The following is a 13,845-nucleotide window of genomic DNA, read 5'->3' on the forward strand; positions in this document are numbered from 1 at the left end:
GCCCTATTTGATCACTTCTGTCAAACCACATCTAAATTACAAAAAATCTTAAATCAAACTACAAAAATGAAAATTGCGATCGCTCAACTTAATCCTATAATTGGTAATTTACCAGGCAACGCCCAAAAAATTCTGGAAGCGGCACTTCAGGCAGCATCAAAGGGTGCGCGTTTGTTATTAACACCAGAATTATCATTATGCGGTTATCCACCAAGAGATTTATTGTTAGATCCTAGTTTTGTCGAAGCAATGGACATCACATTGCAACAATTAGCTAGAGATTTACCGCCCAATTTAGCTGTATTAGTAGGAACTGTTGTCCCAAATTTAAAGGCGCACGTTACTGGCGGCAAAACTTTATTTAACAGCATTGCGTTGTTAGCAGGAGGAGAGATCAAGCAAATTTTTCACAAGCGGCTTTTGCCTACCTATGATGTGTTTGACGAACGTAGATATTTTGAACCAGGTTCGCAAGCTAATCATTTCACCCTGGATAAGATCAATATCGGCATCACTATTTGTGAAGATTTGTGGAACGATGAAGAATTTTGGGGTAAACGAAGTTATGCAATCAATCCAATTGCTGATTTAGCAAATATCGGTGTGGATTTGATTGTAAATTTATCTGCCTCGCCCTACACTGTCAGCAAGCAGAAGTTTCGGGAAACCATTCTCAGGCATAGTGCCCGGCGTTTTCAACAACCAATCATCTATGCTAACCAAGTGGGGGGAAATGATGATTTAATCTTCGACGGTTACAGTTTTGCTTTGAATCGTCAAGGTGAGATGATCTGTTGTGCCCGTGGGTTTGAAACCGATTTGCTAGTAGTTGAATTTGACGAGGTGCAGCGAGATTTGCAGTTGGGTTCGGTAGCACCTGCATACCAGTCAGAAGATGAGGAAATTTGGCACGCTTTAGTTTTGGGAGTGCGCGATTATGCCCGCAAATGTCGCTTTTCTAAAGTTGTACTGGGTTTAAGTGGTGGGGTTGATTCGGCAATAGTTGCGGCGATCGCCTCAGATGCACTCGGTAAAGAAAACGTTTTCGGTGTCCTGATGCCTTCCCCCTACAGTTCCGAACATTCGATCAGCGATGCTTTGGCATTAGCCGAAAATCTGGGAATCAAGACCGATATCTTACCAATTGGCGGGTTAATGCAATCTTTTGACCAAAGTTTAGCTGAGTTATTCACCGGTACTGAGTTTGGCATCGCCGAGGAAAATCTGCAATCCCGGATTCGCGGTAATTTATTAATGGCGATCGCTAATAAATTTGGCTATCTTCTCTTATCTACCGGCAACAAGTCGGAAATGGCAGTCGGTTACTGCACCCTCTACGGCGATATGAATGGTGGGTTAGCAGTCATTGCTGACGTTCCCAAAACCCGCGTTTATTCACTTTGCCATTGGTTAAATCGTCATAGCGAAATCATCCCAGAAAACATCCTCACTAAAGCACCCAGCGCTGAACTCAAACCGGGTCAAATTGACCAAGACTCCCTACCACCCTACGAAATTTTAGACGATATCTTGCAACACCTGATTCACAACCACCAATCAGCAGCCCAAATTATCGCCGCCGGTCACGATGCAGTTGTTGTAGATAGAGTGATTCAGATGGTAGCCCGTGCTGAATTTAAGCGCAGACAAGCACCCCCCGGACTGAAAATCACCGATCGCGCTTTTGGTACTGGTTGGCGAATGCCAATTGCTAGTAACTGGGTAGCTGTAAAAAATACCTACCAGAATCAAACCATCCCTACTCCTACCTTAGTCTATTGGGACGGACAAGATGCCCAGACGCGAATTAAGTAATTGCTGGTATTGTCTAGACAATAAGTAATCAGTAATTCTTCGCTTATACCCGATTACCGATTACCTAAAATTAATTAATAAGTAGGTTTTTAATACACTATTAGGCTGGGATTTAAGTATTCAGTGATCATCTGCGTCGAATCATCAATTAATCGGCAAAATATTGACGATATTTGGCTAAACTTGTATAGTTTCAAACATAATCAACTCTGAAAACCATATTTGGATTTACAAATATGTTCATCAAAGCAGGTGCAATATGAAACTACAAGATTTTCTGGGAACAACTAATAAATGGGGCTTTGAGGCGATCGCTGAAGACGCAGATTTATCTCGTCAGATTCAGATACTGTTAATTGGTTTAAATTTGCTGGAACCTCCAGCCGATGCTAAATTTGGCCCTGTTTCTGTGGCATCTCTCAAGAAATTTCAAGCATTAACAAAAACTGGAGAGACTGACTTTATCGGAGCAGTCACAGCCAAAAAACTGATTGAAACCAAACCAGAAGACTTACCAAAACCCCCCTTAAAACTAGGTAACGACATTGCCAGCAGGATTTTGAAGTATATGCTGGCAGAAAAGTATCAAGTATTCACTAATCCTAAAGAATACAATATTGTTTACGTAGAAGGAATAGATGGGGACTGGACTCTTAACAGTGATACACCCAATCAATTTAATGATCAAAGGATTGTCATTGAAGTAGTAGATGGTACTCCCAAAATGGTGAATAGCTGGCAAGCGACTACGGAACCAGGCAGGTACTACACTTACAATCCGATGAATCCCAAAGGCGCTGCTAGGATTCAGTTTGGGCAATACAAAGCTTGGGCTGTTGGCACCCACGGCACCGCAGAGCCTCACGAAGCATTAGTGCAAGTTGGAGAGATCACTGTTTGTCGAGATTTCAACAAAGACTTTAAACGGACTGGCGACAAACTTGATAAAGGTGATAATTTTTATGTGAATCAACACTACGGCTTTGATTTTCCCCAGAATGATATTCGCCTTGCCAGCGCAGGTTGTTTAGTGGGACGTAGGCGTGAGGGACATAGAGAATTTATGGCGATTATTAAGCAAGACCGCCGCTATCTCGCTAATCGCAATTATGTTTTCTACACCACAATCATTCCTGGGGATGATTTATTAAAAAAGTTCCCTAAATGAAGTAATTGGTAATAGGTAGTGGGTAATGGATAAAACTCATTACCTGTTTTACACACCTAACTGTCGCAGCATCGCTTCTACCCTATCCACGCTATCTGCGTCATTGCCCCGCCGATATAAATCACGTGCTTTTAGCAGCACGCTGTTTGCTTGTTTGGTTTGCCGTCGCTGCTTAAACATTGAACCCATCAACTCATAAGTGCGGGCATTGTTCTTATCGAGGCTAATTGCTTGCTCGTATGCCCACATCGCTGATTGATAGTCACCCAAAGTTGATTGCGTCACACCTAATCCCAAATAGGCATTAACATTGTTGCGGTTCAATTGGATGGAGCGACGGTAAGCTTCCTTAGCTCCAGGTGTATCTCCCAGATTACCTTTGATATAACCCACAGCGTAGTAAAAATCACCATTGTTTGGATCGATGGCGATCGCACGACGGTAAGCAGCTAAAGCCTGAGGGAAGTTATTTTGTTGAGCATAGGAGTAGCCAATTCCGGAGTAAATTTTGGCATTCTTGGGAGCTAGACTGGCAGCTTGCTGATAAATAGCGATCGCTCCATTATAATCCCCAGCATTTACAAGCCTCCGCCCTTCTTCCAGCAGTTGCTTTAATTCAGAGTTACTGGCTTGCGCCATCAATACCTCAGCCTGTGCTATCGAGGGTATTGTGGTGGCGAAACATCCTAATAATAACACACTAACTACAAATGATGCTTGCTTGTACATAGTCAATTTTGGATAATCATCAGGAGCTTTTTTCTTGTACATTAAAACAAAAATATTGCGTTTTGAAAACTGTATTTGTTCACCTTTACGATATATTAATAAACTGGTAAGCTTTGTCTCCTCAGATTAGAAAGATGACTCAGAGTATCTACGGTAAAGCCGAGTGTAAAGTATCCAGAATTCAGATAGATCTCGCAGATATAACTGGTGGCTTATGGGACTTTGTTTTTTTCAGATTCATCTGGCAATAATCATCCTTTGTTGCTCATAATCAAGATAAGATCAACCCAAAACGCGAAACTTTCTTTCAGTTCCTGCCTTCTGCTCAGGAATGCCAAAAGTCAGAACACAGTTGTAATTTGAATATAGAATCCAGTTTGTGAGGCTAATTTATGCTGTTAACTACCACCGATGTGATTCAAGGAGCCGTAATTCAGTCATACTTAGGTATTGTAACTGCTGAAGTTGTCTATGGTAGTAATTTCCTCCGGGATTTTTTGGCTAGCATTCGAGACATTGTTGGTGGACGCACCGGTAGCTACGAGCGTTTATTTGAGCAAGGACAACGAAAAGCACTCGAAGAATTAGAACAACGGGCCCTACGTTTAGGCGCAGATGCTGTAATCGGCATTGAAATTGATACTGGTACAATCAATGTTGACCAGTCGGGAGTTCTATTGCTGATTACGGCTACAGGCACAGCGGTGAAAGTCCGTTAATTACAAAGTTGATAGGCTTTGAAGCCGGAGTAAATATGAAAGCTAAATTCTTCCTGAAGTCTAATTTAAATTAGAATTAGATCTGATACTTTTTAGCTAAGTTAGATAGTTAATTAGGGCAAATATAAACATTGACTAAGTGAGATTAAGTTTTATTGATCCCCGCAGTCTGTTCTGACTACAGACATAGCGCCTAACTCTTTCTATTGATAGATAATAAAAATCATCACCAGCAATTTAATTTTAAACATAAGCATGAATATACCTGAGAAACTTTGCTGAAATAGCAAGGGAGAAAATAGAGTATGTCTTACGTAAATCGGGTAGGCGATGATGTTATACCTCCTGAGCCTGCGATCGCGGCTAGAGTTAGCGAATATCGCGATCGCGTTCGCTGGGGACCAATAATTTCCGGCGTTCTGGTTGCTTTAGCTACTCAATTTATTTTGAGTTCCTTGTTTGGTGCAATTGGCGCAGGCACAATTGCCAACTCAGGCGCACCAAGATCAATTACACCTGGGGTTGCCACTAATGTCGGGCTGTGGTCAACTGTCGCTTTGTTAATTTCCCTATTTATTGGCGGTTGGGTGACAACCCGCGCTTGTGGGCCAATGAACCGCAACACCGCCCTGCTCAACGGCGCAATTCTCTGGGCAACTACTTTAGCAGTTAGCGCTTTACTATTAGCAAATGGGGTATGGGGTGCTTTTGGTGTTGCTGCTCCCAATACGGCGGTAGTGATCAACCAGGTACAACAACCAGGCACTACTGTACCGCCAAACCTACCGAGGCTAACTGCTGAACAAGCTCGTGATATTGCGGCTGCAACCTCTAGAGCTTTGTTATGGTTTGTATTTGGTTCCTTGTTGGGTTTAGCCGCAGCGCTGATGGGAGCAGTCGTCGGTGCTCGCAGTCCTCGAACTAACACTTACAATCCGTGATATTTGGAATTTTGAAAGCACCTTGAAAAAGGTGCTTTTTGTTCTTTAACGTTGGCGTTTGTAGCGTCCAATTAATTCTGACGAAGCCAAAATATGACCCTCAATGGCTGCCAAAATTTGGTTTTTGCTAGCACCTGCGGCTAAACCCAATTTTTTATCTAGGGCATAAAGTTGGAAAAAGTAGCGATGGATGCCGCTAGGTGGACAAGGGCCTCCATAACCAAACTTGCCAAAATCATTTTTTCCCTGCACACCGCCATTCGGTAGAGTTTTTGTCGAAGAAATTTGCTCTGGTAATTGGCGAACTGTAGGGGGAAGATCGTAAACCACCCAATGAACAAATGTCTTTCCAGGTGCATCTGGATCATCGACAATTAATGCTAGGCTTTGTGTTTCTCTGGGGACTTGCTCCCAGATTAGGGGTGGGGAAATATCTGCACCATCACAAGTGTATTGAGCAGGAATTAAGTTATTAGCTTCAAAAGCGCTGCTTGCCAATTTCATAGTTTTCGCCTCCTTTTTTGAGGAACTGCGACTATTAGCAGAACGACAACTAACTAGAGATAATCCTACTAATCCAAATATAGCAAAGTTTTGACTGAGAAAAACTCGCCTTCCACTCATAGCAATTTTGGATTTTAGATTTCATGGTTAGGCTAACAATACAAATTTTCCCAAATGGGTATCATATATTATTTACGGTCATCAATGCCTAACGTATTTGTTAGGCTTACCACTTTAAATATGCCGCTTCAATTCCTTGCTCTCGCCTAATCTTGGCATCTTTTTCAAACCAGGCAATTATTTGCTGTGTTGTCAAATCTTCAACAGCAACACCATAATCTTGGGCGATGTGCTGCAAAATCCTCAAGGATGATATTGTCAGTCTGGTTAAAAACTTTTCTGGAGAAGACAGCAAAGCAGCATCTACCTTTGCTGACTCTTCTAAAGTTAAAAATTGTGTTGGCGATTGGTGTGGTGCTATATCCATATATTACTCTCTCAAACTTAGTCCAATAATTGCTGAAACTAATTTGACACTCTCAGGGCTAAAGCCGCTGAGATTCTGCGGACAGAGTATACTTAGGTAAAATCCAAAGTCTAACTCTCGCTGCGTTCGTCAAACAACGCCTACCCAGTAAGCCTAAGTCTAAGCTTAGATTGCTGGCTACTTTTCGCAGAATATTCGCACTGCCGTTTAAATCTGCATTAACTATCGAGCTATTGCCCGATTTATACAAACCGCGTTTAATTCGTTCTCCAGACGCTTTCCACCCAACAGGTTTTTCGCCATATTTGGGTAGGGAGTCTCCGTCTAGAAAACTAGCAATTGAAGTATAAGCTTCTTCGGTTTCTTGGAATCTAATACCATGCAAATCGCAAAGTTGCATTAGTCGAGTTTTTAGTTTACCTAAAGGCATTTGGACAAACTTTTGATTGTTGATTTTGCCCATGTTAGCATTAGATTTAAAACCTTCATTCCAACCAATTAATAATGTCCCAATGCCATATTTTAAACAATGGTTAATAATTAGTTTTGCAGCTTTATTAATGCCGTCACGCATTTGATGGTTACGTTTACGGGTAACACGGTCTAACCAGTTATCCCAATAAGATTCTGGTTTACCCTCTTTTCTTGTTGATACTTTTTTGTTCCACAATTGATTCATCGCTTTCATTACGCGGGCATCAATCAATAGGGAATTACCTAATGTATCAACACAAGCCGCCAAATTATCAGCAGTTCCCAAATCAATAGATAGTGCTTGATTAATGTCTAATTCGGGCTCGTGTCCTTCTATTTGATAAGACATCTCTAGATAAAAAGCCCCGTTCTTAGGAAGAATAGTAAACTCTTTAACTTTCGAGTAGTCTAAGTTAGACGGCATTGGTAGAAAAAATTCGGAAACTCCAAACCATCTTTTAACCGTCAGTCCCAAAGAAAATCTAAGTTGTCCATTAACCAGAGTTGGCTTTTGTCCTCCTGAATTTGGATAAGCAACTTTAAAAAGTTTCGCACTTTTGAGATAATTTGGCAGTTTTGGCAAAAAGTGTAAATTACCTTGAAGATATAAACTTCTCAATTCTTTAAAAGACTTAAAACCTTCCGCTACAGACATTAAAGTTTGTTGCATCGGCGTTGATGGCATTGATTGAGCAACTAATGTTTTTGAAACAGTGGGTTCATAAACTAAATCAAACTTACCAGTCAAAAGTTTTCCGGTTTTAAAAAATGTTTGTCGAGCGAAATAAACACCACTATTATATAACTTCCCAGATTGTTGACAAAGATATTCTAGTAACGCTTTAGTTTCATTATCAGGAGACAACAAAACCTGTTGTACCCCAATTGATTTCTGTTTTTTTGCCACCAGTAACATAAGTAACTTTGTTGACTTCTCCATTGTAACGGAAAATACTACGGCGGTTAAAACCGCCCGTGTCGCTTCCCTCTCAGGGCTAAAGCCACTGAGTTTCCCACTTACCGGGTATCCTTATGAAAACAAGTTTATTCATGAAGCTTTTGCTTTTGAGCTTCGTACTAAATAGCCACAGCGATGTTCGCCGTTGATAATCCAGTGGGTGCGCTCCACTGTACAATCGGGAAGAACAGCGGCAAACATTTCTAGTTCATGACCGCAGACGCTAGGAAAAGACTCAGCAACGTTGGAAATCGCGCAGTTATGCTCCATTAAAATAAAGCATTTGCCTGCTGGGGAGTCATGCTCTTCTACAAGGTGACACTCCGCCATGAAGCCTTCAGCTTTTCTTAGTTCTACTAAATTTGCCACACGTTCTTCCAGGGAACCATTACCCAAGCGTTCCCGATATTCTTGGGCCTTGCGCTGCCACTGTTTTTGTAAAATCGATTTAACTTGGTCACGTCCTACCGTTTCCGCTAAGGTATCCAGCAGCGAAACGGCGAATTTGCCGTAACCATCAGTATAGAAATCTCCCCCAGTGCGCCTCCGGCGTTCACTTTCATTGAGCCGTAGGTGTTCGCGTCCCTGACGGCTCAGATGATAAATGTGTTGCGGACGCCCCATCCCCGGCTGTTCTGGCGTTGAGAACAAAACTAGCTCTTCCGTCTCCAAATCTTTGAGATGACGACGAATCGCTTGGGGGCTAACTTCTAAAATCGCCGCTAGCTCAAAAGCCGTTGCCTGTGAGTGTTTCAGCAGATACTCTAGGATATCTTGCTTCGTTGAGGACTGGTGGGTAGTCGCCATCTTCGTCCTAAAAAATTTCTGAGAAAATTTGACTTTAACAACATTGTTGTTGTTAATCTAGCGTAAAATGAAGATAGTTTAAACAACAGCCCCGTTGTTTTACTCTCCACATCTATATTAGCAGCCGTGTGACCACTCGGTAACGCGAAAGGAGAATCGGCTAGTCAGAGCCATTCTGCCATCCTTAGTTCAAGAGATTCAGAACCGAACACAAGAGACAACTACCGATGACTGCCACTGTCAATACCTTAGTCAACCAACCCTACAAGTACGGCTTTGTCACCGACATTGAAGCCGACACGATTCCGCGTGGACTAAACGAGGACGTTATCCGCGTGATTTCTGCCAAAAAGAATGAGCCGGAATTCATGCTGGAGTTTCGTCTCAGAGCTTACCGCCAGTGGCTAAAAATGACGGAACCAACTTGGCCCAGCGTCAAGTATCCAGCAATTGACTACCAAAATATCGTCTATTATTCAGCACCGAAACAAAAGAAACAAAAGCTGAACAGCTTGGAGGAAGTTGATCCCACCCTCCTAGAAACCTTTGAAAAACTGGGCATTCCCATCACAGAACAGAAGCGCTTGGCAAATGTCGCCGTTGATGCGATTTTCGATAGCGTTTCCATCGCCACTACATTCAAAGACAAACTAGCCAAAGATGGCGTTATTTTCTGCTCGATTTCCGAAGCGCTGCAAGAACACCCAGAACTGATCAAAAAATATCTGGGTAGCGTCGTCCCTATTGCTGACAACTATTTTGCCGCCCTCAACGCTGCTGTCTTCTCTGATGGTTCCTTTGTCTACATTCCTAAAGGCGTCAAATGCCCGATGGAATTGTCTACCTACTTCCGCATCAACTCTGGCGATACTGGACAATTTGAGCGGACTTTGATTGTCGCTGAAGAAGGTAGCTATGTTTCTTATCTAGAAGGTTGCACAGCGCCGATGTACGACAGCAACCAGCTACACGCTGCTGTTGTGGAACTCGTGGCCCTCGACAACGCCGAAATTAAATACTCCACTGTCCAAAATTGGTACGCTGGAGATGTCAATGGCAAAGGCGGTATTTATAACTTTGTCACTAAGCGCGGTTTGTGTCAGGGTGTGAATTCTAAGATTTCCTGGACTCAGGTTGAAACTGGTTCGGCAATTACTTGGAAGTATCCTAGCTGTGTGTTAGTTGGTGATAACTCTGTGGGTGAATTCTACTCGGTGGCGCTGACAAATAATATGCAGCAAGCTGATACCGGCACTAAGATGGTTCACATTGGTAAGAATACTCGCAGCACTATTATTTCTAAAGGAATCTCTGCCGGTAAATCTAGTAATAGTTACCGGGGTTTGGTGAAGGTTAATCCGACGGCTAAAGGGGCTAGAAACTATTCTCAGTGCGACTCGATGTTGATTGGGGATAATGCTCATGCGAATACTTTCCCTTATATTCAGGTGCAAAATCATACTGCAAAGGTGGAGCATGAGGCTTCTACTTCTAAGATTGGGGAAGATCAGCTTTTTTACTTCGCTCAACGGGGTATTTCTCCAGAAGATGCTATTTCGATGATGATTAGCGGTTTCTGTAAGGATGTTTTTAATCAGCTGCCGATGGAGTTCGCTGTGGAAGCTGATAAGTTGTTGAGTCTGAAGTTGGAAGGTTCTGTTGGGTAATAGTAAAACTACGGTTTAAGTTGATTCTGTTCCCCTGTGTTTTGGTGAAACGAACCGCAGAGGCGCAGAGAACGCAGAGAAAGAGAGAAGAGAGAAGAGAGAAGAGAGAGAACATGATTATTGAAAATAGTGAAGTTGTGCTGTCAGTCAGAGATTTGACGGCTGAGGTTGATGGTACGCCGATTCTTAAGGGTGTGAATTTGGAAGTTCGCTCTGGCGAAGTTCACGCGATTATGGGGCCGAATGGTTCTGGTAAGAGTACTTTTTCTAAGGTGTTAACGGGACATCCGGCTTATAAGGTGACTGGTGGTGAGGTGATTTTTCAGGGGCAAAATCTGCTGGAAATGGAACCTGCGGAGAGGGCTAGAGCGGGTGTGTTTTTGGCGTTTCAATATCCCTTGGAAATTCCTGGTGTGAGTAATTTGGATTTCTTGCGGGTGGCTTATAATTCCCGTCGCAAGGGACAGGGTTTGGATGAGGTGGATGCTTTTGATTTTGATGATTTGATTGAGCAAAAGCTGGATGTGGTGAAGATGAATCCCTCTTTTCTTAGTCGTAGTTTGAATGAAGGGTTTTCTGGTGGTGAAAAGAAGCGGAATGAAATTCTGCAAATGGCTCTGCTAGAACCAAAGTTGGCAATTCTTGATGAGACTGATTCGGGTTTGGATATTGATGCTCTGAGAATTGTGGCAAATGGGGTAAATCAGTTGGCAAGTCCAGATAATGCCACGATTATGATTACCCATTATCAGCGTTTGCTTGATTATATTATTCCCGACTATGTTCATGTGATGGCTAATGGGCAAATTCTCATGTGCGGTGGTAAGGATTTGGCACTGGAATTAGAAGCTCGTGGTTATGACTGGGTTTTAGAAGATGCTGCGGTTGGGGTGGGTGTGTAATGTCTATTCAAGTTTCTCCCAGCGCTATTCCTAATATTGTAGAGACGCTTCCTGAAACATCTCTTTTAGATAGAGATGCTTATCTGACTGGTTTGTTAAATGATGTAATTGCCACTAAATCAAATGGTTGGTTGCAGGAATTACGTGACGGTGCGGCTAATTGGGTACGTCACTCGACTATCCCCACTACCCGCGAGGAAGAATGGCGTTTTACTGATTTGTCAGAATTGCGAAAGGTGCAATTTAATTTAGGGAGGTTGGAGACAATTTCTCTACAGCCAAATATTCTGCCTGAAGCTGCTAATAGCCGTTTGGTTTTTGTGAATGGCGTTTATGCGCCGGAGTTATCGGCTGTTGCAGATTTACCACGGGGAATTGTGGTAAGTAATTTGGCTCTTTTGGATAATTATCAAGTTGTACAGCCTTTTTTAGCCCAATCTGAGGGTGCTAGGGAGGTGTTTACTGCTCTCAATACCGCAGGGTTGACTGATGCGGCGGTGGTGTTGGTGGGTAAAAATGTGGTGGTTGAAACGCCTATTCATCTGCTGTTTGTTTCGGTTGTGGGTGAAACGCCGACTTTTTCTCAGCCTCGTTGTTTGGTGGTGGCGGAAAGTGGTTCGCAGGTGACTTTGGTTGAGGAGTTTACGAACCGCCAAGACGCCAAGAGCGCCAAGGAAGAGGGGGTTTACTTTACTAATGCGGTTACGGAAATTTGGCTGGCTGAAAATGCCGAGGTGAGTCACACTAGGGTTGAGATGGAAGGCGCAGGGGCAATTCATGTGGGGAAGACTGCTGTTACTCAAGCTCGTGATAGTCGATATACTTGTTATGCGATCGCTTTTGGTGGCAAGTTGACGCGGCACAATTTGGAGATTTTGCAAGCTGGTGAACAAACTCAAACAAGTCTCAATGGCTTGACGATGATAGGTTCTAAGCAGGTGGCGGATACTCACAGTGCGATCGCTCTCAACTATCCTCACGGCTCTAGCAAGCAATTGCATAAGTGTATTGTAGGCGATCGCGCTCATGCAGTGTTCAATGGCAAGGTTTTTGTCCCCAAACCAGCACAGTTAACCGATGCGGCTCAGTTAAATCGCAATTTGCTACTATCACCGAAAGCGAGAATCGATACCAAACCCCAATTGGAAATTACAGCGGATAATGTAAAATGCGCTCACGGTGCCACTGTTAGCCAATTGGAAGATGATGAAATATTCTACCTGCAAAGCCGGGGAATTGATGAAAACGATGCACGCAAGCTTTTAGTTAACGCCTTCGCTGCCGAAATCATCAACCAAATACCAGTTCCCTCTCTGCAAAAAATCCTGTTAAACACAGTCAATAGTCTTAAGTCTTTATCTAATGACTAATGACTAATAACTAATAACTACTGACAATGACTTTCACCCCTACCAAAACCCTAGCTGATAAAGTTCACGCTGACTTCCCAATATTACGTCAGGAAGTCAATGGGAAAACGTTAGTTTATCTTGATAATGCAGCTACCTCACAAAAGCCTTTATTCGTATTAAATGCCCTGCGGGATTATTACGAACAGTATAATTCTAATGTGCATCGGGGTGCCCATACCCTCAGCGCTAAAGCTACTGATGCTTATGAGGGTGCGCGAGATAAAGTTGCTAAATTTATCAATGCTGCATCGCGTCAAGAAATTGTCTACACCCGCAACGCTAGTGAGGCGATTAACCTAGTAGCCTACAGTTGGGGAATGAGCAATTTACAGCCTGGAGATGAGATTATTCTGTCGGTGATGGAACACCACAGTAATCTAGTTCCCTGGCAGTTTGTGGCGCAAAAAACGGGTGCAGTTTTGAAATTTGTCGAACTGACACCAGAAGAAAGTTTTGATTTGGAACAGTTTAAACAACTGATTTCTGAAAAAACAAAATTGGTGTCTTTGGTACATATTTCTAACGCTTTGGGTTGTATTAACCCAGTGGAAGAAATTGTCGCAATCGCTCACAGATACGGTGCAAAAGTTTTAATTGATGCTTGTCAAAGTGTCCCTCATATGCCTATTGATGTGCAGCAAATAGGCTGTGATTGGTTGGTAGCTTCCGGGCATAAAATGTGCGCTCCAACGGGGATAGGCTTTTTGTATGGTAAGTTGGAACTACTGGAATCTATGCCGCCGTTTTTAGGTGGTGGTGAGATGATTGCAGAGGTGTATTTAGACCATTCCACCTACGCAGAGTTACCCCATAAGTTTGAAGCGGGTACACCGGCAATTGGGGAAGCGATCGCACTTGGGGCAGCGGTAGATTATCTTAGTAGTATTGGTATGGATAAGATCCACGCCTACGAAGCAGAATTAACCGCTTATTTGTTCCAACAATTAGAACAAATTCCCCAAATTAGAATTTACGGGCCTAAGCCAAATGCCAAAGGTGAAGGTAGAGCCGCTTTAGCAGCATTTACAGCAGAAGGTGTCCACGCTAACGACTTATCTACATTATTAGATCAAGAAGGCATTGCCATTCGTTCTGGACACCATTGCACTCACCCATTACACCGCTATTTAGGTCTTCCCGCAACCGCACGGGCTAGTTTATCTTTTTACAACACCCGTGAAGAAATTGATGTTTTCATCAAAGCACTGAAAGAAACCCTTGACTTTTTTGCTGGTTTCCTTGATTAGTTTTGGTAATGTTTT

The 13,845-nt window shown here is 42.9% G+C and carries 13 protein-coding genes; 8 read left to right on the forward strand and 5 right to left on the reverse strand.

The window, feature by feature from the left end:
* The first annotated feature begins 66 nt into the window (after nucleotides 1–66).
* Nucleotides 67–1,815, forward strand: coding sequence for an NAD+ synthase (locus CYLST_RS28590; RefSeq protein WP_015211225.1), 1,749 nt, complete (start codon nucleotides 67–69; stop codon nucleotides 1,813–1,815).
* A gap of 259 nt (nucleotides 1,816–2,074) precedes the next feature.
* Nucleotides 2,075–2,983, forward strand: a complete 909-nt coding sequence (locus CYLST_RS28595) for a peptidoglycan-binding domain-containing protein (RefSeq protein ID WP_015211226.1) — start codon at nucleotides 2,075–2,077, stop codon at nucleotides 2,981–2,983.
* Between the two features lie 48 nt (nucleotides 2,984–3,031).
* Here CYLST_RS28595 and CYLST_RS28600 read toward each other — a convergent pair whose 3' ends face one another.
* Complete coding sequence (locus CYLST_RS28600) at nucleotides 3,032–3,712, reverse strand: tetratricopeptide repeat protein (protein WP_041233985.1); 681 nt, start codon at nucleotides 3,710–3,712, stop codon at nucleotides 3,032–3,034.
* Between the two features lie 392 nt (nucleotides 3,713–4,104).
* Here CYLST_RS28600 and CYLST_RS28605 point away from each other — a divergent pair, with 392 nt between their 5' ends.
* On the forward strand, nucleotides 4,105–4,431 hold the full coding sequence (locus CYLST_RS28605) for a YbjQ family protein (RefSeq protein WP_015211228.1): 327 nt from the start codon (nucleotides 4,105–4,107) through the stop codon (nucleotides 4,429–4,431).
* A 305-nt stretch (nucleotides 4,432–4,736) separates the two neighbouring features.
* Nucleotides 4,737–5,372, forward strand: coding sequence for a hypothetical protein (locus tag CYLST_RS28610; RefSeq protein ID WP_015211229.1), 636 nt, complete (start codon nucleotides 4,737–4,739; stop codon nucleotides 5,370–5,372).
* 45 nt (nucleotides 5,373–5,417) lie between these two features.
* Here the strand turns inward: CYLST_RS28610 and CYLST_RS28615 are convergent, their stop codons facing one another.
* The 4 genes from CYLST_RS28615 to sufR form a co-directional block, all read right to left on the reverse strand.
* A complete protein-coding gene (locus CYLST_RS28615; protein WP_015211230.1) occupies nucleotides 5,418–5,996 on the reverse strand; it encodes a YbhB/YbcL family Raf kinase inhibitor-like protein in 579 nt (192 codons plus the stop codon).
* A gap of 106 nt (nucleotides 5,997–6,102) precedes the next feature.
* The gene (locus tag CYLST_RS28620; protein ID WP_015211231.1) at nucleotides 6,103–6,363 is read right to left on the reverse strand and encodes a hypothetical protein; all 261 of its coding nucleotides are present in this window, start codon (nucleotides 6,361–6,363) and stop codon (nucleotides 6,103–6,105) included.
* A gap of 58 nt (nucleotides 6,364–6,421) precedes the next feature.
* The gene (locus CYLST_RS28625) at nucleotides 6,422–7,753 is read right to left on the reverse strand and encodes an RNA-guided endonuclease InsQ/TnpB family protein (RefSeq protein WP_015211232.1); all 1,332 of its coding nucleotides are present in this window, start codon (nucleotides 7,751–7,753) and stop codon (nucleotides 6,422–6,424) included.
* 132 nt (nucleotides 7,754–7,885) lie between these two features.
* On the reverse strand, nucleotides 7,886–8,602 hold the full coding sequence (gene sufR / locus CYLST_RS28630) for an iron-sulfur cluster biosynthesis transcriptional regulator SufR (protein WP_015211233.1): 717 nt from the start codon (nucleotides 8,600–8,602) through the stop codon (nucleotides 7,886–7,888).
* Nucleotides 8,603–8,829: 227 nt separating this feature from the next.
* Between sufR and sufB the strand changes: the two genes are divergently transcribed.
* The 4 genes from sufB (at nucleotide 8,830) to CYLST_RS28650 (ending at nucleotide 13,830) form a co-directional block, all read left to right on the forward strand.
* Nucleotides 8,830–10,269 carry a Fe-S cluster assembly protein SufB gene (gene sufB, locus CYLST_RS28635; protein ID WP_015211234.1) on the forward strand — a complete coding sequence of 480 codons (1,440 nt, stop codon included), beginning with the start codon at nucleotides 8,830–8,832 and terminating at the stop codon, nucleotides 10,267–10,269.
* A gap of 113 nt (nucleotides 10,270–10,382) precedes the next feature.
* A complete protein-coding gene (gene sufC / locus CYLST_RS28640; protein ID WP_015211235.1) occupies nucleotides 10,383–11,171 on the forward strand; it encodes a Fe-S cluster assembly ATPase SufC in 789 nt (262 codons plus the stop codon).
* The gene (gene sufD / locus CYLST_RS28645; protein ID WP_015211236.1) at nucleotides 11,171–12,541 is read left to right on the forward strand and encodes a Fe-S cluster assembly protein SufD; all 1,371 of its coding nucleotides are present in this window, start codon (nucleotides 11,171–11,173) and stop codon (nucleotides 12,539–12,541) included. The genes sufC and sufD overlap by 1 nt, the downstream gene beginning before the upstream one ends.
* Nucleotides 12,542–12,567: 26 nt before the next feature.
* Nucleotides 12,568–13,830, forward strand: coding sequence for a cysteine desulfurase (locus CYLST_RS28650; RefSeq protein WP_015211237.1), 1,263 nt, complete (start codon nucleotides 12,568–12,570; stop codon nucleotides 13,828–13,830).
* Nucleotides 13,831–13,845 lie beyond the last annotated feature (15 nt).

Origin of the sequence: Cylindrospermum stagnale PCC 7417 (assembly GCF_000317535.1) — a bacterium.
Classification (GTDB): Bacteria; Cyanobacteriota; Cyanobacteriia; order Cyanobacteriales; family Nostocaceae; genus Cylindrospermum; species Cylindrospermum stagnale.

Bases quoted from the DNA above. Each gene is read 5' to 3' on its own strand.
- CYLST_RS28590 (WP_015211225.1), top strand. From the start codon at position 67: ATGAAAATTGCGATCGCTCAACTTAATCCTATAATTGGTAATTTACCA.
- CYLST_RS28595 (WP_015211226.1), top strand. From the start codon at position 2,075: ATGAAACTACAAGATTTTCTGGGAACAACTAATAAATGGGGCTTTGAG.
- CYLST_RS28600 (WP_041233985.1), bottom strand. From the start codon at position 3,712: ATGTACAAGCAAGCATCATTTGTAGTTAGTGTGTTATTATTAGGATGT.
- CYLST_RS28605 (WP_015211228.1), top strand. From the start codon at position 4,105: ATGCTGTTAACTACCACCGATGTGATTCAAGGAGCCGTAATTCAGTCA.
- CYLST_RS28610 (WP_015211229.1), top strand. From the start codon at position 4,737: ATGTCTTACGTAAATCGGGTAGGCGATGATGTTATACCTCCTGAGCCT.
- CYLST_RS28615 (WP_015211230.1), bottom strand. From the start codon at position 5,996: ATGAGTGGAAGGCGAGTTTTTCTCAGTCAAAACTTTGCTATATTTGGA.
- CYLST_RS28620 (WP_015211231.1), bottom strand. From the start codon at position 6,363: ATGGATATAGCACCACACCAATCGCCAACACAATTTTTAACTTTAGAA.
- CYLST_RS28625 (WP_015211232.1), bottom strand. From the start codon at position 7,753: ATGTTACTGGTGGCAAAAAAACAGAAATCAATTGGGGTACAACAGGTT.
- sufR (WP_015211233.1), bottom strand. From the start codon at position 8,602: ATGGCGACTACCCACCAGTCCTCAACGAAGCAAGATATCCTAGAGTAT.
- sufB (WP_015211234.1), top strand. From the start codon at position 8,830: ATGACTGCCACTGTCAATACCTTAGTCAACCAACCCTACAAGTACGGC.
- sufC (WP_015211235.1), top strand. From the start codon at position 10,383: ATGATTATTGAAAATAGTGAAGTTGTGCTGTCAGTCAGAGATTTGACG.
- sufD (WP_015211236.1), top strand. From the start codon at position 11,171: ATGTCTATTCAAGTTTCTCCCAGCGCTATTCCTAATATTGTAGAGACG.
- CYLST_RS28650 (WP_015211237.1), top strand. From the start codon at position 12,568: ATGACTTTCACCCCTACCAAAACCCTAGCTGATAAAGTTCACGCTGAC.